Annotated in this window: 19 protein-coding genes; 13 read left to right on the plus strand and 6 right to left on the minus strand. The window is 30.0% G+C overall.

Annotation, left to right across the window (positions count from 1 at the left end; genetic code table 11):
• Positions 1–12 precede the first annotated feature (12 nt).
• Together L1S49_RS09005 and L1S49_RS09010 are read left to right on the plus strand one after the other, a co-directional pair.
• Positions 13–678: an amino acid ABC transporter permease gene (locus L1S49_RS09005; RefSeq protein ID WP_073020592.1), complete on the plus strand. Its 666-nt coding sequence runs from the start codon at positions 13–15 to the stop codon at positions 676–678.
• Positions 665–1,387 carry an amino acid ABC transporter ATP-binding protein gene (locus tag L1S49_RS09010; RefSeq protein ID WP_021803176.1) on the plus strand — a complete coding sequence of 241 codons (723 nt, stop codon included), beginning with the start codon at positions 665–667 and terminating at the stop codon, positions 1,385–1,387. Before L1S49_RS09005 ends, L1S49_RS09010 begins: the two co-directional genes overlap by 14 nt.
• A gap of 66 nt (positions 1,388–1,453) precedes the next feature.
• Here the strand turns inward: L1S49_RS09010 and L1S49_RS09015 are convergent, their stop codons facing one another.
• On the minus strand, positions 1,454–2,050 hold the full coding sequence (locus L1S49_RS09015) for a DUF2628 domain-containing protein (protein ID WP_238903726.1): 597 nt from the start codon (positions 2,048–2,050) through the stop codon (positions 1,454–1,456).
• 154 nt (positions 2,051–2,204) lie between these two features.
• Here L1S49_RS09015 and L1S49_RS09020 point away from each other — a divergent pair, with 154 nt between their 5' ends.
• A complete protein-coding gene (locus tag L1S49_RS09020) occupies positions 2,205–4,013 on the plus strand; it encodes an LTA synthase family protein (RefSeq protein WP_238903729.1) in 1,809 nt (602 codons plus the stop codon).
• Between the two features lie 43 nt (positions 4,014–4,056).
• Here the strand turns inward: L1S49_RS09020 and L1S49_RS09025 are convergent, their stop codons facing one another.
• A complete protein-coding gene (locus L1S49_RS09025; protein WP_238903731.1) occupies positions 4,057–5,238 on the minus strand; it encodes a cation diffusion facilitator family transporter in 1,182 nt (393 codons plus the stop codon).
• Between the two features lie 164 nt (positions 5,239–5,402).
• Between L1S49_RS09025 and L1S49_RS09030 the strand changes: the two genes are divergently transcribed.
• On the plus strand, positions 5,403–8,186 hold the full coding sequence (locus tag L1S49_RS09030; protein ID WP_238903733.1) for an SH3 domain-containing protein: 2,784 nt from the start codon (positions 5,403–5,405) through the stop codon (positions 8,184–8,186).
• Positions 8,187–8,265: 79 nt separating this feature from the next.
• Positions 8,266–9,561 carry a M18 family aminopeptidase gene (locus L1S49_RS09035; protein WP_238903735.1) on the plus strand — a complete coding sequence of 432 codons (1,296 nt, stop codon included), beginning with the start codon at positions 8,266–8,268 and terminating at the stop codon, positions 9,559–9,561.
• A gap of 36 nt (positions 9,562–9,597) precedes the next feature.
• Here L1S49_RS09035 and L1S49_RS09040 read toward each other — a convergent pair whose 3' ends face one another.
• On the minus strand, positions 9,598–9,813 hold the full coding sequence (locus tag L1S49_RS09040) for a hypothetical protein (protein ID WP_073020607.1): 216 nt from the start codon (positions 9,811–9,813) through the stop codon (positions 9,598–9,600).
• 139 nt (positions 9,814–9,952) lie between these two features.
• Between L1S49_RS09040 and L1S49_RS09045 the strand changes: the two genes are divergently transcribed.
• From L1S49_RS09045 to L1S49_RS09055, 3 genes are all read left to right on the plus strand, one after another.
• A complete protein-coding gene (locus L1S49_RS09045; RefSeq protein WP_021803169.1) occupies positions 9,953–10,327 on the plus strand; it encodes a desulfoferrodoxin in 375 nt (124 codons plus the stop codon).
• Positions 10,328–10,447: 120 nt separating this feature from the next.
• Positions 10,448–11,269, plus strand: coding sequence for a Cof-type HAD-IIB family hydrolase (locus L1S49_RS09050; RefSeq protein ID WP_238903737.1), 822 nt, complete (start codon positions 10,448–10,450; stop codon positions 11,267–11,269).
• Between the two features lie 146 nt (positions 11,270–11,415).
• A complete protein-coding gene (locus L1S49_RS09055; RefSeq protein ID WP_238903739.1) occupies positions 11,416–12,183 on the plus strand; it encodes a M50 family metallopeptidase in 768 nt (255 codons plus the stop codon).
• Positions 12,184–12,249: 66 nt separating this feature from the next.
• Here L1S49_RS09055 and L1S49_RS09060 read toward each other — a convergent pair whose 3' ends face one another.
• The 3 genes from L1S49_RS09060 to L1S49_RS09070 all read right to left on the minus strand — a co-directional run bounded on the left by L1S49_RS09060 (position 12,250) and on the right by L1S49_RS09070 (position 18,729).
• Positions 12,250–14,037, minus strand: coding sequence for an ABC transporter ATP-binding protein (locus L1S49_RS09060; RefSeq protein WP_238903741.1), 1,788 nt, complete (start codon positions 14,035–14,037; stop codon positions 12,250–12,252).
• A complete protein-coding gene (locus L1S49_RS09065; RefSeq protein WP_238903743.1) occupies positions 14,034–15,773 on the minus strand; it encodes an ABC transporter ATP-binding protein in 1,740 nt (579 codons plus the stop codon). The genes L1S49_RS09060 and L1S49_RS09065 overlap by 4 nt, the downstream gene beginning before the upstream one ends.
• 1,360 nt (positions 15,774–17,133) lie before the next feature.
• Positions 17,134–18,729 carry a peptide chain release factor 3 gene (locus L1S49_RS09070; protein ID WP_238903745.1) on the minus strand — a complete coding sequence of 532 codons (1,596 nt, stop codon included), beginning with the start codon at positions 18,727–18,729 and terminating at the stop codon, positions 17,134–17,136.
• Positions 18,730–19,083: 354 nt separating this feature from the next.
• On the opposite strand from L1S49_RS09070, the gene L1S49_RS09075 reads away from it, so the two are divergent.
• The 5 genes from L1S49_RS09075 to L1S49_RS09095 all read left to right on the plus strand — a co-directional run bounded on the left by L1S49_RS09075 (position 19,084) and on the right by L1S49_RS09095 (position 25,576).
• Positions 19,084–20,982, plus strand: coding sequence for an LPXTG cell wall anchor domain-containing protein (locus L1S49_RS09075; protein WP_238903747.1), 1,899 nt, complete (start codon positions 19,084–19,086; stop codon positions 20,980–20,982).
• 87 nt (positions 20,983–21,069) lie between these two features.
• Complete coding sequence (locus tag L1S49_RS09080) at positions 21,070–22,869, plus strand: hypothetical protein (RefSeq protein ID WP_238903749.1); 1,800 nt, start codon at positions 21,070–21,072, stop codon at positions 22,867–22,869.
• Positions 22,870–23,685: a Cof-type HAD-IIB family hydrolase gene (locus L1S49_RS09085; protein ID WP_238903751.1), complete on the plus strand. Its 816-nt coding sequence runs from the start codon at positions 22,870–22,872 to the stop codon at positions 23,683–23,685.
• Positions 23,686–24,519, plus strand: coding sequence for a Cof-type HAD-IIB family hydrolase (locus L1S49_RS09090; RefSeq protein WP_238903753.1), 834 nt, complete (start codon positions 23,686–23,688; stop codon positions 24,517–24,519).
• Complete coding sequence (locus tag L1S49_RS09095) at positions 24,503–25,576, plus strand: histidinol-phosphate transaminase (protein ID WP_238903755.1); 1,074 nt, start codon at positions 24,503–24,505, stop codon at positions 25,574–25,576. The genes L1S49_RS09090 and L1S49_RS09095 overlap by 17 nt, the downstream gene beginning before the upstream one ends.
• Positions 25,577–25,598 lie beyond the last annotated feature (22 nt).

Below are 25,598 nucleotides of genomic sequence, written 5' to 3' on the forward strand. Positions count from 1 at the left end.
GGGGGTAGAGTCTTGAAATTTAATTTTGATTTTTTATCAAAATATAGCAATTATTTTGTAGTTGGAACTAAAACTACATTAATATTAGCATTATCTGCTGTAATAATCGGAACAATACTTGGATTGGTTTTAAGCCTTATGAAGTTATCTAAGTTTAAGGTTTTAAAAGCAATAGCAGTAACATACATTGAGTTTGTTAGAGGAACACCTCTATTAATTCAAATTTGGATCATTTATATAGGATTACCTTTAGTAACAGGTGTAGATTTACCAGATATAATGACTGGTATAATTGCTCTTTCATTGAATTCTGGAGCTTATGTTGCTGAAATAATTAGAGCGGGAATTCAAGCTATAGATAGAGGGCAGATGGAAGCTGCAAGAAGTCTTGGCATGAAAGAAGGATTAGCTATGAGAGAAATAATTATTCCTCAGGCTTTTAAAAATATTCTGCCAGCATTAGGAAATGAATTTATTTCTATTATAAAGGAATCATCAATGGTTTCTGTAATTGGAGTAGCGGAACTTATGTATAATACAGGGACTGTAAGAGCAGCATCCTTTATACCTTTTGAACCATTAATAGTAGCAGCGCTTATATATTTTGTTATAACATTTATTTTAACAAGAATTATGGGTGTTGTAGAGAGGAGGTTAAAGGCAAGTGATTCACGTTAATAATTTACACAAATATTTTGGACAAAATGAAGTTTTAAAGGGAGTAAATGAACATATAAAGAAGGGTGAAGTTGTAGTAGTTATAGGTCCTTCTGGTTCAGGGAAATCTACCTTTTTAAGATGTCTTAACCTTCTTGAAGAGCCTACAGATGGTGAAATAATTTTTGAAGGTAATAATTTAACTGATAAAAAAACAGATATTAATAAGATAAGACAGAAGATGGGTATGGTTTTTCAAAGTTTTAACCTTTTCCCACATAAAACTGTTTTAGATAATATAACTTTGTCCCCGATTAAAGTAAAAGGCTTAACTAAAGATGAGGCTGTTAAAATAGCAATGAACCTTTTGAAAAGAGTAGGTCTTGAAGATAAAGCAAATGCTTATCCGGCATCACTTTCAGGTGGACAGAAACAAAGAATAGCTATAGCAAGAGCTTTAGCTATGGGACCTGATGTAATGTTATTTGATGAACCTACATCTGCATTAGATCCAGAGATGGTTGGAGAAGTTTTGGCAGTTATGAAATCTCTAGCAAGTGAAGGTATGACAATGGTTGTAGTAACACATGAAATGGGCTTTGCAAGAGAAGTTGGAGATAGAATTTTATTTATGGATGGAGGAAATGTGGTGGAACAAGGTACACCAGAAGAAATTTTCTCTAATCCCCAAAATGATAGAACAAAGGACTTTTTATCAAAGGTCCTATAAAAGGAATGGTTTGTTATAAAAAAAGAGTTGTGCACGAATTACCTAGTGCAACAACTCTTTTTTTATTTAATAAGAAAATCCATTAAGGCTAGAAGCAGCTAGTATAACTCCAAGTATAATAAGTAATACAAGAAATGCAGCTAGTATTCCGAATATAATTGGTATTGCAATATTAACTCCACCTGAATAAGCTATTCTTCTAGATGCCATTTCTGAATCTGATGATACCGCCTTGATTTCAGTAATTTTCTTGGTAACATGAATATTATATATTTTATTTCCTAAAACCCCGGAAGCTATAGAAATAGCAATGCCAAAGATACTGTCAAAAGGTGTATCTTTAAGTATAACATTTAGAAGTAGGTTACCTGCAAGTAAGGCGAAACCATAAGCATACATTTTTCTATAAAGCATCCATATTGAACTAAAGAAAAAGGCCGGCCAGTTCCAAGAAACTGAAGAAGCAGCCATCTTCATATTATACCATTTAGTTAAATAATAAGCTGATTTCTTATATCCAACAAATAATTCTAAATCCTTATCGGTTATTTCAGACGAATTATAATTATAACTTTCATTATAGGCTTCTGTACTATTAAATGATGAACAGTACGGACAATCTAAAGTATTATCATATTCTTTTCCACATCTTGGACAAATCATAAAAATCCCCCTTAAGTAATACGAGATATATTCATTAATAATAAATATATCAAAAATTATAAAATATTACAAATAAGATTAATAATAATTTCACTATTTTTTTATAAAGACTATTGTATAATAGATGTTGAGTATTTTTATGGAGGGAAATTAGATGAAACAAAGAAAAATTGGTACATATGTAGATTTTATTGCTTTAATTACGTATATTATTATTATTTTAAAAAGTGCTATATATCTTTCTATGCTTAGGACAGTAGGATCTGCTTCTATAAATTTTAAGACTATGTATTTTGGAACTCCTGATATATTAGCACATTTAGTTATACCTATTGTGATAATAAGTTTTTCATATTTATTTAAAGGAAAAGCAAAAGTTGGCTTCAATTTAATTATAGATTTATTTATTTCATTATTTTTTATGTTTGATATTTGGTATTATAGGGCTAATGGAACTTTTTTATCTATAAGACACCTATTATATCCAGAAACATTTAATCCACTAGGAAAAAGTTTATTAAATTTTAGAGCTGTGGACATGTTATTTTTAGTAGATATAATAATTCTTGTAGTAATTTTCTTGAAAAGTTCAATAGAGTATAAAGAACTTAAAAGAAATGTAGTTGCGTTTGTATTGTTATTAACCCTAAGTAGTAGTTATATAGTTTATGCTCACTATTCAATTGATTTTTATGATAAAACAAATGGGGATAAGATGCTTTTTAGAACTTGTTGGGCACCATTTCAAAGCATGTCTAATATGAGTCCACTAGGATATCATGGGTATGATGTTTATAAATATTTAAAAGAAGTTAAAGATATTAATTTAACTAGCGAAGATAAATCAAAAATAGAAGATTGGCTTAATTTTAATAATGAAAATATAGCAGATAATGAATATAAGGGAATGCTTGAAGGAAAAAATCTTATAGCTATACAAGTAGAGTCGTTGGAGAACTTTGTTATAGGACAAAAGATTTATGATCAGGATTTGACTCCTAATTTAAATAAGATGTTAGGGAATTCACTTTATTTCTCAAATATTCATGAACAAAACAACTCAGGAACTAGTTCAGATGCTGATTTGATGGTTAATACATCAGTTTTTCCTATAAGAAATGGAAGTACATTTTTTGATTATACAGCTAGAAGCTACACAACTTTACCTAATATATTAAAGGATAAAGGATATACAACAATGTCTACTCATCCTGAAGTTCCTGGAAATTGGAACTGGGCAGAAGCTCATAAAGGCAGTTTAGGATTTGAAAATATTTTGGATATTTCTTATTTTAATGTTGATGAGGTAATAGGATTAGGTCTTTCTGATGAATCTTATTTAAGACAAGTAGGCGAGAAGCTAAAGGGCTTGAAAAGCCCATTCTATGGATATATGGTTACATTGACAAGCCATGGACCTTTTGAGATACCTGAAGATAAAAAATATCTAAAGCTTCCTAAAGAATTAGATGAAACTCTTTTAGGTGGATACTTTCAAAGTGTAAGATATGTAGATGAGGTTGTAGGAAAATTCTTAAAACAGTTAGAAGCACAAGGGATGCTTAATAACTCAGTTATAATGCTTTATGGAGATCACACTGGTATACACAAATTCTATAATGATAAAATACAAGATATTAAACTAGAAGGTGACTGGTGGAAAAAGGTTGACATGAAAATTCCATATATAATTTATAATCCTTCTCTTAAAGGAGAAGAAATTAAAGCTAATGGAGGGCAAGTTGATATGCTACCAACAATCTCTTATTTACTAGGAGTAGATAGAGAAAAGTTTGGAAAGACGACTATGGGGAGAGTTTTAGTTAACACTAATAGAGATACTACTGTGCTTAATTCAGGAGAAATAATTGGTACTCCAAAGAATGAAGAAGAAGAAAAGCATCTAAAAGAAACTTTAGATGTCGCTAATAAAATAATACTTGGAGATTACTTCAAAAAATAATTTAAACCCTCTTTAGATTTTTATTTCTAAAGAGGGTTTTTCTTTATTCATTATAATCATGATCTATTGTAATTATACAGTTATAATGAGGATGTTTTTCTTTGATAGCATTAATAATATTATTTTTCAAATCATCTTCAGTAGTCTGTTTTTTTAACAGATGATAGTTGACTACTACGTCAAAAATTAAATTTTTCTTATCTCCTTCACCAACTATCCTAAAATCATGAATAGATTTTATCATTGGGTAGGAACTGATTATAATGTCTACATCAACTTTTGTAGCAGCTATTTCTTCTGTCTCTATACAAATAGGATCCATGTGAATAACTAAATAAATTTTAAGTTTCTCAGATATTTCTCTCTCAGCAGTATCTATTATATCATGAATTTTCATGATATTTATATCGCTAGGTATTTCAGCATGTATAGAAGCCATGGTTTTACCAGGTCCATAGTTGTGAATGACTAAATCGTGTACTCCAGTTATGTACTGATAAGATAAAACCCTATCTTCTATATCTTTTACTAGGGCAGGATCAGCAGGTGCTCCTAAAAGTGGAGTTATAGTTTCTTTAACTAAGGAAAAACCAGAGTAAAGTATAGCTAATGCAACTACTACTCCTATATAACCATCTATAGGGAAGGTTATAAATTTTGACACTAAAAAAGAGAACACAACAACTGTTGTAGTAACCACATCACCAAGTGCATCTACAGCAGTAGCTTTTAGAGCAGTAGAATTTATTTTATTTCCAATAAGCTTATTAAAGCTAGATAACCATAACTTAAAAGCTATAGAAGCTAATAGAAGTAGAAATGGAATTAGTTCAAAAACAACTGGTTCAGGATTTAATATTCTCTCAACAGAGGATTTTATAAATTGTACACCTACTAGCATTACCATAAAAGCTACAATAAGAGCAGATATGTACTCCATTCTTCCATGACCAAATGGATGTTCAGCATCAGCAGGTTTTGAACTCATAATAAATCCAACTATAGTTATTACAGAAGATGCTGCGTCAGACAGATTGTTGAAGGCATCAGCCATTATCGCAATACTACTTGATAGAAGTCCAACTGATAACTTTATTACAAATAAAATAATATTAATAATTATTCCAATAATACCTGCTAGTAGTCCATAGGAGTTTCTAACTTTGTCATTACTAATGTCATCACTATTTTTTATAAATAGAGATACTAGCTTGCTTGAAATCATTTAATACACCCCATTCTAAATTAATACTTTATAATTATTCTATCTTAAATAAGTATTAATTATCAAATTAAATTTATTTATATAAAAATTACATAATTTTATGGTATAATTTTCATAAGAGTTTTTAGGAATATTATAGAGAATAGGGAGAATAGTGAAGAACAATGAATAAGAAGAAAATATCAGCACTTATATTGTCATCTACTATTATAGCTAATGTGGCGCATTCAGTAGAAATTGCTCAAGCTGCAACCAATACAGATAATAGTACTCAAGGGCAGGGTACAAGTTCCACACCTACATTAAACGGAATTAAAGTAAGTAAACAACTTATAGATATAAACTACTCAAAAGGTGTAACAACTGTTCCAAGGTATATTGTAATACACGATACAGATAACAGAAAATTTGGTGCAAATGCACAAGCTAATAGAGATTATTTTGCAAATCATCCAGATGCTCAGGCTTCTGCACACTACACTGTGGATCAAAATAATATAATTCAGGTATTAGAAAATAATTGGAGAGGATGGCATGTAGGAGATAAAAGTAATCCTATAATAAATAACTCCAACACTATTGGAATAGAATTATGTGTAAATGTAGATAATGACTTTAATAAAACGTTAGAGAATGGAATTGCATTAACTAAATATCTAATGGAGAAGTATGCTATACCAGCTCAAAATGTTGTTAGACATTATGATGTAACGGGAAAGATATGTCCTAAATATATGATATGGGACAAACCACAATTGTGGGATTACCTAAAGTCAGCTATTGGAAATGGAAACACATCAACACCTACAGATGAAAAAGTTACTTCTACAGGAGAGGTTTATAATGTATCTAGTTCAGTAAATTTAAGAAAATCACCATCAACTTCATCGGAAGTATTAACTTCTTTAAAACTAGGACAAAAGGTTGATATATTCAAAGAAGAAAATGGTTGGTATAAGGTTAGAGCTAAAGTAACTAGTAACAGTTACAACTATGATGTTATAGGTTATGTATATAAAGATTATATAAAAAGCAGTTCTTTTGAAGAAGAGAATCCCGATAATAATACTCCTTCAACAGGAAATAAAAAAGGTAAGGTTATTAATATATCATCAACTCTTAATGTAAGAGGAAGCGCATCTACTTCAGCTAGCGTAATAGGAAGTCTTAGAAACGGCGATGAGGTAGAGATTAAAAACTCCTTAACTGGATGGTATGAAATAAACTATAATGGAAAAAGCGGTTACGTAAGTAATAGCTATATACAAATAATTGATAATTCAACGACTCCAACAGAGCCAGAAAAAGAGCCAGAAGTTGAAAAAACTATAGTTGATCTTATTAAAGACAGACATAATATTATTGGAACTTCTGAAGTTACAAAGGAACAATTTAAGCAGTTCTTGAAGAATAAGAATATTAGTTATAAATTAAATTCTACTATTGAAGAATTCGTAGATATAGCTTATGAAGAAAGTGCCATAGAAGGAGTTAGGGCAGATATAGTAATAGCACAATCATTACATGAAACAGGATATTTTCAATATGGTGGAATAGTAAAACCAGAGGACAATAATTTTTCAGGGTTAGGCGCAACAGGAAATGGTGATGAAAGAAATACATTTAGCAGCGTAAGAATTGGGATAAGAGCTCAAATTCAACATCTAAAAGCTTATGCTACAAGCGATGCACTTAAGCAAGAAGTTGTTGATACTAGATACAAGTATGTAACTAAAGGTAGTGCGCCAACTTTAGAAGAGCTTTCAGGTAAATGGGCTGTGCCAGGTTATGATAAAACAAAATATTCATCTTTAGAAGCAGCTGTTAATGCAAATGCTACATATGGACAAGTTATATATAAATTAATACAAGATGCTAAAAAAGAGGTTGTAACAACTAAGCCAGATACACCTACAAACCCAACAACTCCAGACACACCTACTAATCCAACTAATCCAGAAACACCAGCTGTGAAGCAAACTGGAAAAGTAGTTAATGTATCTACTAACCTAAGAGTTAGAAGTGGAGCAGGAACAAATTATGGAGTTGTAGGATATATATTAAATGGAGAGAAAGTTACTATTGAAGAGAAAAATGGAACTTGGTATAAGATTACTTCTTCAAAAGGAATACAAGGATACGTAAGCGGAGAATATATTTCAATAGATGGAAATAGCGGCAATTCCAATAATGGCAACAATAGCGGAAATAGCGGACAGACACCAACACCAACTGCTTATAAAGCTAAAGTAAAGAATATAACTTCATACTTGAACGTAAGAAGTGGAGCAGGAACTAATAATGGTGTTATAGGTTCATTGAAAAATGGACAAGAGGTAGAGGTAACTGGAGAAGCAGGAGATTGGTTTAAAATAAAATTCTCACAAAATGGAGCTACAAAAGAAGGTTTTGTAAGTAAGCAATACATTGAGAAGGTTACTGAAAACAATACAGGAAATAATCCACCTCCAACTACTCAACAACCAGCACCTCCAAATAATAATGCTAATACAGGTAGTTCAAAAGGGAAGATAAAAGATGTAACATCATACTTGAATGTTAGAAGTGGAGCTGGGACCAATTATGGAGTTACAGGATCGTTGAAAAATGGACAAGAAGTAGAGATAATAGGCGAGTCTTCAGGTTGGTACAAAGTTAAATATGATGGAAGCAAAGAAGGTTTTGTTAGTTCACAATATGTAGAAAAGATTACTTCAAATACATCAAATAATTCACAAACTGAAAAAAGTGGGCAAGTAATAAATGTAACATCAAATTTAAATGTACGACAAGGTGCAGGAAATAACACTTATGTTGTAGGATACTTACTAAATAATCAAAAGGTTCAAGTAATTTCAACTGAAGGAAACTGGTACAAAATTAAATATAGTACTTCAACTGGAACAAAAGAAGGTTATGTTAGCAAAGATTATATAAAAATATTATAAAAAATCTTTAAAGTATAGGTATTAATTATTAAGGGAAATTATAATTATAACAAAAGATATAAAAGAGAAGGTGACTAACATGGAAAAAGTTATTGCAAAAGAATTATTAGACTTCTTATATGATTCTCCTACAGCTTTTCATGCAGTAGAAAATATTTCAGAAATTTTAATAAAGCAAGGATTTAAAGAATTAAAAGAAGAAGATAAGTGGAAGTTAAAAAAAGATGGGAAATATTTTGTAAAAAAAAATGACTCTGCATTAATAGCTTTTGTAGTGGGTGAAGATACACCACAAGAAAGAGGTTTTAAGATTATAGGAGCACATACGGATTCACCTGGGTTTAGAATAAAACCAAGACCAGAAATGATAGCTGAAAATGCATATTTAAAGCTAAATACCGAAGTTTATGGTGGACCTATACTAGCTACTTGGTTTGATAGACCGCTAGCTCTTGCAGGAAGAGTAACATTAAAAAGTGATAATCCACTTTATCCTAAAATAGAATTTATAAATATAAATAGACCAATTTTAATAATACCAAGCCTTGCAATTCACATGAATAGAAATGTAAATCAAGGCGTAGAAATAAATAGACAAAAAGATGTACTACCACTTATGACTATGATAAATGATAGTCTAGAAAAAGATAATATATTACTTCAAGTTATTAGTGAAGAACTTAATGTATATAAAGAAGAAATAATTGATTTTGATTTATTTCCATATGAATTTGAAAAAGGCAGTTTAATAGGACTAAAAGAAGAATTTATTAGTTCAGCTAGGTTAGATGACCTATCTATGGTTCATGCTGGATTAAAAGCATTAACAGAGGTTAAATCGTCTAAAGGAACGAATATACTTGCATGTTTTGATAACGAAGAGGTAGGAAGCTCAACAAAACAGGGAGCTGACTCAGAATTATTGGCAAGCGTATTAGAGAGAATAGTAATAGCTCTTAAAGGAGATAGAGAAGATTACTTAAGAAGCTTAGCAAAGAGCTTTATAATATCTGCTGACTTAGCTCATGCAGTGCATCCTAACTATGGAGAAAAACATGATCCACAGTTAAGACCAGTTATAAATGGAGGACCAGTTATAAAAATAGCTGCGTCTCAAAGCTATACTACTGATGCTGAATCTTCAGCAGTATATGAAATGATATGCAAAAAAGCAGGAGTTCCATATCAAAAATTTGCAAATCGCTCTGATTCCAGAGGTGGCTCTACTATAGGACCTATAAATTCTACACATCTAAATATAAGATCAGTAGATATGGGAAATCCTGTATTAGGTATGCACTCCATAAGAGAACTTGGTGGTGTTAAAGATCACTACTATTGCATAAAATCATTTGAGGAATTTTATAAACTTTAATAAAAGGGAGGAATATTTTTTTATTCCTCCATTTTTTTAATCTTCTTTATATAAACTTTGGTCTGTATAATCGAATTCCATCCAAGATATGTTGTTTGAAACAATTGGATCCTTAGTAGGATCAGGTAAAATTGTATAATCTCCATTAGGAGAATAGCTTCTTAAATCATGTTCATCAGGCTCATAAAAATCTCTGTCATTTGGTAGATAGATTTTATTTTCATTAGTTATTATAGATTTATCTTTTTTCATTTTAGAACCTCCCTTCTAAATATATTTTTAGCTAAAAATATAAAATTACTATTGTAAATCATAGGTAATTGAACTATAATACATATAGGTAATAATTACTATTAAATAATAATTTTCATATGCATAAGGAGGAGTTTTTATGATAACAAAAAATGAAGTGTACAAGTGTCCAATATGTGGTAATGTTGTGGAAGTTTTAAATGCAGGCGGTGGAACACTAGTATGTTGTGGATCACCTATGAAGCTTTTAGTTGAAAATACTCAAGAAGCAGCTGTAGAAAAACATATTCCAGTAGTAACTAAAATAGATGGAGGAGTACATGTAGTAGTAGGTTCAGTAGAACATCCAATGACAGATGCCCATCTGATTCAATGGATTGAAGTAGTAACTCCAACTAAGGTACTTAGAAAGAATTTAACACCACAGGACAAGCCGGAAGCAACATTTGAAGTAGATGAAGAAATATTAGCAGTTAGAGAATATTGCAATCTTCACGGATTATGGAAAGCTTAATATAGTATTAGTATAGAGATAAGGATGCATCCTTATCTCTTTTTAAATTAGTAAATAATATACTTTTAGTGTATAATAAAAAAAGCGATAAAAGTAATCAAAAGTTCAGGGAGTGAGGTAATGAAATATAAACTTATATGCATAGACATGGATGGGACATTATTAAATGACGACCATGAGGTTAGCGAAGAGAATAAGATAGCATTAAAAGATGCTATAGATAAGGGAATCAAGATAGCTATAACTACTGGAAGATCTTTTATAGCAGCAAGCCAATACGCAGAGGTACTAGGAATAAAGGCTTCTATAATAGCATCTAATGGAACATATATAAGGGAAAAGGATGAAGAAAAAGTAATATATAAGCATCCATTTAATAGAGAACAATTTAATAAGGTTTGTGATGTAATAAAAAAATATGATATAAAGAAATACTTTAATACTTATAACACCATGATTACAAATGCAGAACCTCCAGAAAATCATGGATATGTGATATCAAATAAGATAGCTCCAGATAACTTACAAGTAAAGTTTGGGATACATAAGGACTTTAGAGAAGCCTATGATATATATATAGATGAAATCTTAAAAGCTATCATAATCACCGAAGATACAGAGCTTCTAGCTAAAATAAAGCAAGAGCTACAAGAAGCTGGTGGATTAGAAGTAGTTAGCTCAGGATGGCAGAATGTAGAGGTAATGGCTGAAGGAACTTCAAAAGGAAAAGGAGTAAAGGCTTTTGGAGAAATCCTTGGAATAGATAAAGAAGAGATAATGTGCATAGGAGATAATGAAAATGACATTTCTATGCTAACATATGCAGGGTTAGGTGTAGCAATGGGAAATGCTACAGAAGAGGTAAAGGAACTAGCTGACTATATAACTGATACAAATAATAATTCAGGAGTAGCTAAGGCTATAAACAAATTTGCACTTTAATATTAAAGACTACAAAGGCTATATTATAAAAGCTTTTGTAGTCTTTTCACATTATAATCATAAAATCTCAAAATAAAGTATAAATATATTTATGAAGTATAGTAGAAACAAAAATATTAATGAGTAATAGATTATAAGGAGATAAAGTGAATGAATTAATTTTACTAATTATACTATATATGTCCATAGTAATGCATGAATTAGGGCATCTACTAGCATTTATTATATTTAAAGTGAAAGTGAGAAGTTATGATATAGGAGTTGGAAAAACAATATTGCATTTCTTTATAAGAGAAGCAGAGTTTAATTTTAAACTGATTCCAGTTGGAGGTTCAGTAATACCTTTTGAGGAAGAATATGAGGATTTAGAATTATATAAGAAGATAATAATTTCCTTAAGTGGTGTATTTGTAAACTTAATAATAAGCATTTTAGGTTTAGTTGTTTTTGCTAAGGGTGACTTAAATATAGTAAGGTCAATAATAGGGGACTCTATTTTACTTGTTAGAAATTATCTAAGTTATGATAATCTATCATTTTATAATACAAGCTTTACTCTACTATTAACTGAAGAAATGGATAGCATAAAATCTGTAATATTAAATGAAGTGATAATAATTAATTTTGTACTATTTATTATAAACCTTATACCTATACCACCTTTAGATGGAAGCAAAGTAATAACAGAACCTTTAACAATATTTTTTTCAACAATTGGAATTAAGAAAAAAGCAATATACATGATTATAAATGTATTATCTTTTTTTGGAGTAATTGTTATGTTTATTCCTAAGATTTCTAATATAATAATTATATTTATTAGGGATCACTTAAAAACCACAGTATTTTTGCAGGTATTAATAGTTACCTTAATATTTGTTTTGATATATGAAATTAAAACCTACAAAGAGTAATTAAGAGCTGTAAGTTAACAGATAAATTCGTTAACTTACAGCTCTTTTATTTATGAACAATTGCCTTTAAGCACCTTCATTCATTAACTTATATTGTGAAGTATATAGATTATAGTAAGAGCCCTTTAATGATATTAATTCATCATGGGTTCCGCTTTCAACTATTCTTCCATCATCAATTACCATAATTTTGTCACAATCTCTTATAGTAGATAATCTATGAGCAATTACGAAAGAAGTTCTTCCTGCTAATAATTTTTCAATACCTTGTTGTACAAGTTTTTCTGTATAGGTATCAATATTTGAAGTAGCTTCATCTAAGATTAATATCCTAGGGTTAGCAAGTAGTGCTCTAGCAAAAGAAATCAATTGCCTTTGCCCTACAGAAAGCTTTGAACCTCTTTCACTGACTTCTGTATCATATCCATTCTCAAGCTTAATAATAAAGTCATGAGCATTAACTGCTTTAGCAGCAGCTATTACTTCTTCATCTGTAGCATCTAATTTACCATAACGGATATTTTCCTTAATAGTAGAAGAGAAGAGGAAGGTATCTTGTAGCATTATCCCCATCTGAGAACGTAAGGATTCTAAGTCCATTTTCTTAATATCTTTCCCATCTACTAGTACACTTCCTTCTGTAGCGTCATAAAATCTACTTATTAAATTAACAATAGTAGTTTTACCAGCTCCAGTAGGTCCAACTAAGGCTATATTTTGTCCTTTCTTAGCTTTGAAGCTAACATTATTTAAAACTTTAGTTTTGTTATCATAGCTAAAAGAAACATTTTTAAATTCTACATTTCCTTTAATCTCTGGGAATTTTTCAGCTCTTTCAATAGAATATATATCCGGATTTATGCTCATTATTTCAAATATTCTTTGAGCTGCTGAGAAATTAGTAATAAGTGTGTTATAGAAGTTACTTATATTAATTATAGGTCTCCAAAACATTCCTATATACATAGTGAAAGCTATTAAGGTTCCCATTGTTATCTCGTTAGAGTCTAATAGTTTTATTCCATTTAAGAATACTATTATAGTTCCAATTCCCCAAGATAGTTCAACTAAAGGCCAAAAGAAATCATTATATCTAACAGCCTCCATAAACTTATTAAGCATATCATCTAAAAGGCTAGAGAAATTCTTTTTAGTTAAAGGTTCATTACCAAAACCTTGGACTATTTTTACCCCTGAAAAGTTCTCATGAGTATATGCATTTAAATTAGAACGCTTACTTCTATAAGCAACCCATCTTTTCCTTGAAGCTATTTCTATAGAAAACATAAGAACAGCTAGTATAGGAAGTAGAGTGATAGAAGCTAGGGCCAATTTAACATTCATAAAAAACATTATAATAGTTACACAAATTAAACTTAATAATTCAGGAATTAAACTAGTTACACTGTTTGTAAATAAGTCTCCAAGAGCATTAACATCACCTATAACTCTAGCCAATATTTTACCTACTGGTCTTGAGTCAAAAAACTGAAAACCTAATTTCTGAATATGCGAGTATAAGTCATTTCTTATGCTTACCAAAGCATTATTAGTAACAGAAGACATCATTAATATTCTTATTCTTGAGGCTATCATAGAGCCAATATTTAAGGCTATAAATAATATAGCCATTATGATTAATCCATTAAAATCACTGTTTGCAACATATTTATCTATAGATATCTTAAGAAAATAAGGATTTAATAAACCTATAATCATTACAAATACCAATAAACTAATTACAATAAAAATCTTTAAGGCATAGGGTTTTAGGTAAGAAAATAAATTCTTAAGTACCGTAGATCTAGAAAGGGTTAAGACCATTTCATCTTCTTTTATACTATTTATACTCATGCAATCACCTCCTGAGTAATAGTCTCAAAATCTTTAAATTGTTCTTTATATACTTCGTAATACTTTCCTTTTAATTTTAGAAGCTCTTCATGAGTTCCTTTTTCTATAACTCGACCGTTGTCTAAGAACAAGATAATATCAGCATTTTTAACAGCGGAAATTCTGTGTGCAATAATAAAAACAGTAGAACTATTATTTAGAGTATTAAGATTTTTTAATAGTTGAAATTCTGTTTCCATATCTAAGGCAGAAGTTGCATCATCTAGAATTAATATTGGTGCTTTTCTAACTAAAGCTCTTGCTATAGAGATTCTTTGTTTTTGTCCACCAGACAAACCAAGACCTCTTTCACCTATAATAGTTGCGTAACCATCTGAAAGTTCAGAAATAAATTCACTAGCACAGGCAAGGGTAGAAGCCTGTAGTAGCTCTTCATCAGTAGCATTTCTATTACCAAAACGTATATTTTCTTCAATAGTATCAGAGAATAAAAATACATCTTGAGGCACTATAGATATAGCATTTCTTAAAATATCAAGTTTAATATTCCTAACATCAATACCATCAATAAGAACCTTACCTTCTGATACATCGTAATATCTTCCCAAAAGATTTATTATAGATGTCTTTCCAGAACCTGTTGTACCCATAAGGGCAACTGTACTACCAGCAGGAATATCTAAATCTACATTTTTTAATATCTCTTCTTCTCTATACTTAAAAGAAACATTTTTAAATTTAATATTTCCCTTTAGTGAAGCAGGGGATAGTGGGTTGTCTGAGTCTTTAATAGCTGGTTCTATATCCATTATCTTAAAGATTTTATTAGCAGATGCATTGTTTTGGGCAATCATATTTGTAAGCCATCCAAGCATTCTCATAGGCCAAATTAAGTTCCAAATGTATCCACTAAAAGCAACCAAGGTTCCTAGAGATATTTCCTTTGTTATAACCAATGCTCCACCTAAAGCAACCATGATTACTAAAGAAATATTAGTCAGCAGCTCTATTGGAGGGAAGAAATCTGCAATTATCTTTGCCTGTTCCATGTTAAGTTTATAATTCTGCTTGTTCATCTTAAGGAATTTTAATATTTCATGTTTTTCTCTTCCAAAAGCTTTAACTAATCTAACACCAGCTATATTTTCTTGAGCTGTGGTATTAATAACAGCTCCCTGATCACTGATTTGTTCAAAAGAATCAAGCATCTTCTTCTCAAGCTTCATAGCTATAAGTGCTATTGGTAACATTATAACTAAACAAGCAAGTGCAAGTTTCCAATTCAAGTAGAAAAGAATTACTGTACTGAAAATAAAATATAAGGCATTTTCAAAAAATAATCTAAGTCCAAAGCTTATTGTTCTCCAGATATTTTCTACGTCTTCTCCAATTCTAGACATAAGCTCACCAGTATTCATAGTGTCAAAATATTTAAATGGAAGTTTTTGAATGTGATTAAACAAATCTTCCTTCAAATCCTTTGTAACTTTCACTGATAAATAATCAAATAAATACTCTTTTATATAACCAAAAAGCGCCTTTATAATATTGATTATTAATATTCCACCTATTAAATAGGGAATTAAATTTCTTTCTCCGTTAGCTATAACCTTGTCTATAAAAAGCTTTTGAAAGTAGGGTTCAAACATACAAGCAATTATAACTAAAAGCATTGATATACTAGGTACAAGTAAAACTAATTTATACCTAAACACATAATTCATAACTCGTTTCATTAACTAAAACCTCCTCTTAAAATAAAAAAATTGTCAAGGCGACTTTGGAGCCGTCAATTTTTTTTGCGCATCTGCCTTTCTGAACGCATGTGAAGAAAAATAGCCACCTACAAGTATTCAATTAATCTAGTTCTTGTAGGCGCTCAATTCTCTTTATTATTTTTTAGGGTACATAGATTGCAATAGAGTTTTTAATGAATCTAAGAAAAATATTTATCACAATAATGTACATAATTACCTAAAAAATAATAAAAGCCGTGGAAACTCCACGGCTAAAATAGAAGGCAAAAAGCCCATAAAAAAACCATGGAGCGATAGTCCACGGTTAAAAATACCCTTTTACTTGATGGTTACACTAAAAGAGACAGGACTATCGATAAAATTATTTAATTCTATTAAGTTACTAAAGTTTCTAAAGCTAATAATTGTTAACATCTTTCCTACCTCCTTATAATAATTAAAATTAATTCTTTCTTAGGATAACATTCCTGTAAAACATTGTCAACCTTTAAAAATTAAAAAAATAATTTTTTACAAATATTATTAAAAGTTGATTAGTCTTATTAGATAGAAGCTCTTTTCAGCGCCAATATAATTCTTTAAGCCCTACAGAACCAGCAGTTAAAAGGAATTAATGAGGCTTGCACGTCTATCCAGTAGACGCGATTTTCAGCGTCAGTCTAATCATTTAAGTCTCTACAGAATAGATGTATGAAAGGATTTAATGAGACTTGCACCTCTATCCAGTAGACGCGATTTTCAGTGTCAGTCTGATCATTTAAGTCTCCACAGAATAGATGCATGAAGGAATTTAATGAGACTTGGGAAGAAGTCTCTACAGGGCAGTAGTGCATAGAAACAGCAAAACAGTGGAAAATCGGAGCATAGGTATTCTGAAACATATGAGCAGTGGAAAAGTGGAACATTGGAACAGCGGTATGATGGAAATTAGAAATTTAAGAATATAATCCTTTTAAGAATTAAAAATATTTTAGAAAAAAGTGAATAATGAGCTAGCTGAAAAGGTAGACTACCCTATGTCGTAATGTCGTAATGTCGTAATGTCGTAATGTCGTAATGTCGTAATGTCGTAATGTCGTAATGTCGTAATGTCGCAATATAAGAATGTCGTCTGCACTACTATTTGATAGGTGTGTTTTTCAGGGCTTGTCTAGTCTTTTTAAGATAAGAGGTTAGAGAAGGACTTTAAAGGGGCTTAAGAAGAAGCCTCAACAGGGTAAAAGTTAAAATTAGGCTCTTGAGAAGATATGAAAAAAGTTTGATGATAAGCCATGGAAAAGGTAGAGTAACCCATTTAATAATTGAAAAAAAGATGGACTAAGCCATCTTTTTAATTAAATTAATCGTCATTTTTACCTACATCAGATAATACTATACCTTTGTTATGATCTAAAGCCCAAGATATACCCCAATCATTTTGGAATATAAGTAGGTTTCTATCTTTAAAGTCTTTAACTTTTTTAGTATCTGAGGTTAGGTTAAGGCTATCCATATCTATGTTTGTATTTTCAATCCATCTAACATAGCGATAAGCCAATCTATCCATTTTTATATCAACATTGTATTCGCTTTTTAATCTATACTCTAAAACTTCAAACTGAAGCACACCTACAACTCCAACTATGATTTCTTCCATACCAACATGGATTTCTTTAAATACCTGAATAGCTCCTTCTTGAGCTATTTGAGAAACACCTTTTATAAATTGTTTTCTCTTCATAGTGTCTATAGGTCTTACTCTAGCAAAATGTTCTGGAGCAAAGGTTGGTATTCCTTCAAATTTAAACTTATTTTTACCTGAACATAAAGTATCCCCAATAGAGAATATACCAGGATCAAATACACCTATAATATCTCCAGCATATGCTTCCTCAATTATTTCTCTATCTTGTGCTAAGAATTGTTGAGGTTGAGATAGTTTCATTTTTTTGCCGCCTTGAATATGATTAACATCAAGACCTTTATCAAATTTTCCAGAACAAATTCTCATAAAGGCAATTCTATCTCTATGAGCCTTATTCATATTAGCCTGTATCTTAAATACGAAAGCAGAAAAATCTTCGCTGAAAGGATCTATTTCTCCATTGCTTGAGTTTCTTGGAAGTGGAGAAGATGTTAATTTTAAAAAGTGTTGTAAAAATAATTCTACCCCAAAGTTTGTAAGAGCTGATCCGAAGAATACAGGAGTAAGATCACCATCTTTTACTTTCTCTAAATCAAAATCATCGCCAGCTATATCTAATAATTCTATATCTTCTTTAAGTTTGTCATGAAGTCCATCACCTAAGAAGTTTCTAAAGTTTGGATCATCAATTGATCCTTCCATCATTTCAACTTCTGTTTGACCATGATTTCCAGAATTAAAGATAGCGATAGCTTCTTTATCTCTTTCATAAACTCCTTTAAAATCTTTACCTGAACCTATAGGCCAGTTCATTGGATAAGATTTTATTCCAAGTTCTCTTTCGATGTCTTCTAATAGTTGGAAAGGATCTTGAGCTTCTCTATCCATTTTGTTTATAAAAGTAAATATAGGGATACCTCTTAATGCACAAACATGGAATAGTTTTTTTGTCTGATCCTCAACACCTTTAGCTGCATCTATAACCATAACAGCAGAATCTGCAGCCATTAGGGTTCTATATGTATCTTCAGAGAAGTCCTGATGCCCAGGAGTATCTAATATGTTTATACAGTATCCATCATAATTAAATTGCATAACAGAGGAGGTAACAGATATTCCTCTTTGCTTTTCTATTTCCATCCAGTCTGATACTGCGTGTTTTGATGCTTTTCTCGCCTTAACGGAACCAGCAAGTCTGATTGCTCCACCATATAAAAGTAATTTCTCAGTTAATGTGGTTTTACCAGCATCAGGGTGGGAAATGATAGCGAAGGTTCTTCTTTTTTGAATTTCTCTAATTAATTCTGTCACTTTGCTTCCTCCTTATTTTAATTTAAAAGATTTTTTGTATCTATAATAAAATCATTATATTTCTGTAACAAAACAAACTACATTATATCAATAGAGAGAGGAAATTTCAACTTAATTCAACGATTATAGATGTAACAATATAAATTATATACACATTTAACAATCATTAGTCATTAGTTGAAAATGATAATTTGAGAAAATTATGGAGATATATGAGATAATAAGTAATAAAGAGTAATTATTAGAAAGATTAATATAAATATGGTTTATGAAGATAAGCTGATTTTATTAAATTGTGAATAATGTGTAAAATGTTTAAGTGGAAACTTTAATTTAATTATAAGGGGGATTAACATGAAAAATATTAAAAAAACTGCTAGTTTGTTTCTAGCATATCTATTTGTTTTATCAATACTTCCATTAGGAATATTGGCTAAGACTGCAAGTGCAGTGGGATTACCTGAGTATTTGAAGTATAGTGAGAACTACATAACAACGAAGCTGCAATATAAAGATGTGAGTTTAATAAAATATTATGAAGAAAACAAAGTTAGCATAGTTAGAATTACTAAAGACGAAAAAAAACTTATAAGTAATGGTTATATGAGGGAAATTGATAACAGATTTATAGAGGATAGTAAAGGCGTATATGATATTTATGAAGAAAAATATATAAAAACTAATGATGAGATATATACTTATGTCAAACAAACACTTGAAGATAAATTTGGAGAAAACGTAGGGTTATATGACTACTTTATTAGAAAAGTTAATGATGATAGGAGCTTATGGATTTCTTATAATGCAGGAGTTGTAGTGGAGAATCCGTTTATGAGAATATATGGAGTTATAACGCCAGAATCAAAAATCGTAGAAACAGCTTCTAATCAAGTAAATGATAAAGGCATGTGGGCATATGGCACTGTATATGATGGACCTAACTATGGAGCTGCATTTATATACAACTATGATAAAGATGGAAAAGAAAAAGTATATGAACTTAATAATATACATTTAGATGGATATACTGACTTTAAAGTTGTAGGAAATGATGTGTATGTTAGTACATATACTGAAAATGGAATCGTAACTTTAAAATATGATGTAAGAAAAACTGGAAAACAAGAGGGCATTAAGATTAATTCAATTAATTTTAATGATGTATCAGTAGACAAAGATAATAATATCTGGCGTGCTAAAGAGGGCTATGTTCAAAAATTTGATGGAACAAATTGGACAAACATCTATAAAGTTGATTCAAGAATGAATGCTGTAGAAGTGTATGATAAAAATCATATGATAGTTACAGGATGGTGGCCAGAGTATAAGGATGAGGGTGGATATGATTCTAAAGGCATCTACACTATAATAAATAATGAAAATAATAATGCCCCAGGAAATGGACAAGGTGAAGAAACTCCACAAAAACCAACGCCAGGTAATAATGGAGGTGGTTCTGATTCAGAGACTGACAAGGGAGAAGATAGTAAAGATCCTGTCGTAGTAGATAAAGGTACTGATGATACAGGAAATAAATTTGTGGAAGTATCTAAGTTACCTAACAAGGATAGTGTAAATAGTATACAAGTTGATACTAAGGATTCAAAAGCCTTTACTACAGAGATAACAGATATAAGAACTGTTAAAGAAGGAAAAGGATCACTTAACATTAAAGGTGGAAATACTGTTATTAATTTACCATTCTCAACTATTAATAAAGATTTACTAAAGGATGGTTCCAAAATAGTACTAACTTCTAAAGTTGAAGATAATTCTGATATTACTAAAAATATTAAGGGATTAAATAAGGTATTCAATTTTGAATTATCTGTAGTTGATAAGGATAATAATGTTACTGCTATACATCAATTTAAAGATGGTCAAGCAGAGATTACAATAACTTTATCTGATGATGATTTAAAAGGACTAAATAAAGAAAAATTATCAATTTTCTACTATAATGAAGAGACAAAGCAATTTGAAGTTATGGATACTAAAGTTGATGGAAATAATGTAACTTTTAAAACACCACATTTTTCAAAGTATATAATTGCTGAAAAAGCTGATGAAAATACTTCTGGAGGAGAAACACAAAATCCACCACAAGAAAACAATTCATCAGAACAAACTTCAAATGAAAAAGAGTTACCACAAACAGGTTCACTTGCAACTCAAAATCAAGTATTGGCTATTGGAATGCTTATATTAATAGCTGGTGCAGCAACATTATATTCTAAGAGAAAAAGAGCATAATAAAAATTTCAACTAAAGTCACAATATGTTAAAATAATAGAGCAGAGATATCTCTGCTCTATTTTTAATTAGAGGGGGAAGGAAGATTTGCTAGATCTATTAGTAATGCTTATTCCTATAATTTTGCCAATTACATTTTTAGGCGAAAGATTAGGGAACTTATTAATTGTATTAATTGGAATAATATATTTATTTATAAATAAGCCAAAAGCGTATAATAAGAAATTTATTTATTTGAATTTAATTTTTATAGGGATGATACTAATTTCAGTAATATATAATGGACTTGATATATATTCATTGTCAGGAGCGGCTAAATATATAATTTTACCTTTGTATTATTTAGTATTTAAAAATATTCAGATTAACACAGATGGAGAAACAAAAAAAAGAAATATAAAAATACTATTAATAGTAAGTGCAATAATGGCGTTAGTGTATATTTTACATCAAGGTGTTTATTATGATGCAAGAGTTTATGGAAGTCTGGGGTACGCTAATAGTTATGCATTATTATTGCTGTTGCTTGTTATAGCTAATAATGTAGTATTAAAGGATAAAGAGAAGTGGGCAAAAATTTTAGATGTTATATTTATATTAGCAATAATGTATTCAGGCTCCAGGACAACAATTTTGTTACTAATATTAAGTGTAATATTTTTAAAAATAGATAAAGGACATAAAAGCAATTTCATTTTTGAGTCTTTTGTAGTAGCAATAGTTTCATATATAATGTGTGAGAAGTTAGGATTATTAGGAATTATAATTTTGCCTGTATTACTTTATTTGTATGGTGGGTATAAAGGTTTTAAAGACAAAAAGATACTCTATTCAATTTTAAGTATAATGGTAATTATTACAGCGGTTTTAGTACCTGAAAATAGTTTCGAGAGATTGAGAAATATAAGCTTAACCAATGCATCATTTTTAGAGAGAATTATTACTTTTCAAGATTCAATAAATTCAGTAAATTTATTAGGACATGGAGTAGACAGCTTTCAATATAATCAATTCAAGTATCAAACTGCTTTTTATGATATTAAGTACATACATAACTCTGTATTACAATCAGTTTTTGATTTAGGATTAATAGGAGGAACTTTATTTGTTTTAGTTATTTTATATGGAATATATTTAGTAATCAAAATAGAGAAGAAAGTTAATTATTATGCATTTGTTCCTAGTATAGTTTTCTTACACTCATTATTGGATTTTGATTTAGTATATGGATCAATAATGGTGTTAACAGTATTTATAAGTACATATAAATATGATTACATTAAAGATATAAAAAACGAGAAAGATTTATTAACATATAAGTTGGGATTAGGAATTTTTATTTTAGTCTTAATGATACCTATCTATAATGAAAGTATAATTATGATATCTACAAAACTTAATAATAGTAGTAGATTTGAGGAAGCTGAAAAAATATCAAGATTATCTCCTTTTAATGATTGGAGAAATTTTAAAACAAAAGGGGATTCTTATAAGGGGCTGTATGATATAACCAAGGATAATAAATATCTAGCAATGATGAAAAATAGTTTAGAACAAGGAAACAATGCTTGTCAAAATAACTTGATTTTAAAATGGAATCTAGCTTATGCTTATGAAAAATCAGGAGAAGAAAAAGAAGCCTTAACTATAAGAACGCAACTACTGCAAGATGAAGAATATTATTTTGAAACCTATAAAGAGGTATATAAATATGCTGAAGATAATAGAATTCTATCTGACGAAGAGAGAAAAAATCTCCTCAGTGAAATAGAAAATGTACATGAGTTAGCAATTAAGACTCTAAATCCAAAAGCAAGATATTTAAAAAATCAATTAAAATCTGAATTAAAAGATACTTTGAATTTTAAAAGGGAAGGAGAGTTATAAATGTACAAGTTGGTTGCAATTGATATAGACGGAACTTTATTAAAAAATGATAAAACAATATCTGAGAGAAATAAAGAATGTATAAATAAGGCTATGAAAATGGGGATAAAGGTAGTTATAACTACAGGAAGGCCTATACTTGGGATAATGACTTATCTTAAAGAATTGGATTTAATAGGAGAAGATGAGTATGCTATAGCAGATAATGGAGCAACTGTATATAATACTAAGGATTTTTCCTTAATTCATGAAAGAGCTCTAACTGGTAAGGATATAAAATATATTTATCCATTTATGAAAAAGTACAATACAGAAATAGAACTTCATGTCCCAGAAGGTGGATTGGTTGAAAAGGATGCTGGAACTGTGTTCCCTAAAAAAAGAATGCCCTATATGGAATTAAAAACAATAGATATCCTGAAGGATGTTAAGGACGAAGATAAGATATTAAAGCTTTTAGTATTTGGTGAGTCTCATGTAATAGAAGGTATGTACTCTAGCATACCAGAGGAACTTATAGAGAAGTATACAGTTGTTAGGGCTTTAAATCATATGTTTGAGTTTATGTACAAGGGTTCCACAAAGGCATCTGGAATAGCTGTTTTGGGGAAGCACTTGGGAATAAAGAGAGAAGAAATTATCTCAATTGGGGATGAACTTAATGATTTAGATATGATAGAGTATGCAGGACTTGGAGTTGCTATGGGAAATGCTCGAGAAGAGGTCAAAAATAAGGCTGATTTCATAACTAAAAGTAATGAAGAAGATGGAGTAGCTTATGTTTTTGAAAAATTTTGTTTTGGAAGTGAGATTTAAATGTATAAGTTAGTAGCTGTAGATATTGATGGTACCTTACTAAATGACAATAAGGAATTAACTAAAGAAACAAAAAGAGCTATAAATGTAGCTACAAAACTGGGAGTAAAAGTAGTAATAACCACGGGGCGAATAATACAATCAGTAAAAGAACTGATTGAGAAGTTAGGCTTAGAGGGCGAAGAAGAGTATGTAATTGCTAATAACGGCTGTACAATATACAATACAAAAGACTATTCTTTAGTTTATGAGAAGAGTCTTAAAGATGAAAATCTTAAAGAAGTTTATAAAAAGTATAAAAGAAAAGAGACTGTCATAGAGGTGCATACTTTAAATGGAATATTAACAGAAGATATAAGTGAACATGAGCATCAAATTAATAGATATCCCGATATGGAAATACTTCAAAAAGATTTTCAAAAGGATAAAATAGAGGATCAAAAATTAGTAAAGATTTTAGTTAAAGGTGATGAAAGATATATAGAAGAACTAACCAAAGTAGTTCCAAGGGAATTACATGAAAAGTATGCAGTTGTAAGAAGCTTGGATCATTTATTAGAATTTATGTACAAGGGCTCTAGTAAAGCTAAAGGGTTAGAGGTTTTAGGAGAGATTTTAGGAATAAAAAGAGAAGAAATAATAGCAATAGGCGATGGCATTAATGATTTAGAGATGATTGAATATGCAGGACTTGGAGTTGCTATGGGAAATGCGAAAGAAGAGGTTAAAAAAGTAGCTAATTTTATAACAAAGAGTAATGATGAAGATGGAGTTGCTTATACTATAGAGAAATTTATACTTAAAAATAGGGAAAGGAATGGCAGGGTTGGCTAATAAACATGGTGGTGACATATACACAGATGGTGTTTTAAAAGGAAGACAAATATTAGATTTTAGCTCTAATATAAATCCATTAGGAGTACCAGGAAAATTTAGAGACGCTTTAGATGAAATTTATGGAGAAGTAGTTAGGTATCCAGATTACAAATATAGAAAGCTTAAGGAAAGTATTATTACTTATGTAAAAACATATTATGAGACTAATTTGGATATGGATGAAATAATTTTAGGTAATGGTGCTTCGGAAGTTTTGGATTTATTTATATCTTCAGTTAAAAGTTTAGGGATTATAGTTCCATCTTTTGTGGAGTATGAGGAATTTGCTTTGAAATATAATAATAAAATTACTTTTGTGCCTTTAAGTGAGGATTTTAAATATAACTATTCTTCAATAAGAAAAAGTCTAGAGGACTTAGAAGGAATAATAATAGGAAATCCTAATAATCCCACTGGAAATTTAATAGATAGAAAAGAATTTATGGGATTACTGGAATATTGCGAAGAGAATAATAAAAAAGTAATTGTTGATGAAGCTTTTATAGAGTTTTGTGATGAAGAGAATTCCTTAGTTAACTTAGTGGAAAAATACTCTTGCTTATTTATTGTAAGAGCATTTACTAAGTTTTTTGGGATGCCAGGTGCTAGGCTTGGATATGGAATTTCCAGCAATAAGGAACTATTAAAGAAGTTTTCAAATTCTCAACTTCCATGGAATATAAATACCTTAGCTGAATTAGCATTGGAAAAGTCCTATGAGGATAGGGAATACATAAATAAAAGTAAAGAGTGGATAAAAGAGGAGCTTCCTTACATGCTAACTAAGCTTAAAGATATTAGTGTAATTAGCAGAGTAATACCAACAAGCTGTAATTTTGTTTTATGTGAGTTAAAGGGTATTGATGAAAATAAATTATATGAGATTATGCTAGAAAAGGGAGTACTGATTAGAAAATGCTCTAATTTCAAAGGACTTAATGATAGTTTTGTAAGATTTGCAATAAAGTCAAGAGAACTAAATAATATACTTTTGGATTTGTTGCGAGAATTATAGTTAATATGATATTATAAAAGAA

This window comes from Clostridium sp. YIM B02506, from assembly GCF_022324845.1.
In the GTDB taxonomy this organism is placed as follows: Bacteria; Bacillota; Clostridia; order Clostridiales; family Clostridiaceae; genus Clostridium_T; species Clostridium_T intestinale.

Excerpts from the sequence above, each read along its gene's own strand:
- L1S49_RS09060 (WP_238903741.1), bottom strand. The coding sequence starts at position 14,037 with ATGAGTATAAATAGTATAAAAGAAGATGAAATGGTCTTAACCCTTTCT.
- L1S49_RS09020 (WP_238903729.1), top strand. The coding sequence starts at position 2,205 with ATGAAACAAAGAAAAATTGGTACATATGTAGATTTTATTGCTTTAATT.
- L1S49_RS09085 (WP_238903751.1), top strand. The coding sequence starts at position 22,870 with ATGTACAAGTTGGTTGCAATTGATATAGACGGAACTTTATTAAAAAAT.
- L1S49_RS09065 (WP_238903743.1), bottom strand. The coding sequence starts at position 15,773 with ATGAAACGAGTTATGAATTATGTGTTTAGGTATAAATTAGTTTTACTT.
- L1S49_RS09015 (WP_238903726.1), bottom strand. The coding sequence starts at position 2,050 with ATGATTTGTCCAAGATGTGGAAAAGAATATGATAATACTTTAGATTGT.
- L1S49_RS09025 (WP_238903731.1), bottom strand. The coding sequence starts at position 5,238 with ATGATTTCAAGCAAGCTAGTATCTCTATTTATAAAAAATAGTGATGAC.
- L1S49_RS09050 (WP_238903737.1), top strand. The coding sequence starts at position 10,448 with ATGAAATATAAACTTATATGCATAGACATGGATGGGACATTATTAAAT.
- L1S49_RS09035 (WP_238903735.1), top strand. The coding sequence starts at position 8,266 with ATGGAAAAAGTTATTGCAAAAGAATTATTAGACTTCTTATATGATTCT.
- L1S49_RS09045 (WP_021803169.1), top strand. The coding sequence starts at position 9,953 with ATGATAACAAAAAATGAAGTGTACAAGTGTCCAATATGTGGTAATGTT.
- L1S49_RS09075 (WP_238903747.1), top strand. The coding sequence starts at position 19,084 with ATGAAAAATATTAAAAAAACTGCTAGTTTGTTTCTAGCATATCTATTT.
- L1S49_RS09030 (WP_238903733.1), top strand. The coding sequence starts at position 5,403 with ATGAATAAGAAGAAAATATCAGCACTTATATTGTCATCTACTATTATA.
- L1S49_RS09040 (WP_073020607.1), bottom strand. The coding sequence starts at position 9,813 with ATGAAAAAAGATAAATCTATAATAACTAATGAAAATAAAATCTATCTA.
- L1S49_RS09090 (WP_238903753.1), top strand. The coding sequence starts at position 23,686 with ATGTATAAGTTAGTAGCTGTAGATATTGATGGTACCTTACTAAATGAC.
- L1S49_RS09095 (WP_238903755.1), top strand. The coding sequence starts at position 24,503 with ATGGCAGGGTTGGCTAATAAACATGGTGGTGACATATACACAGATGGT.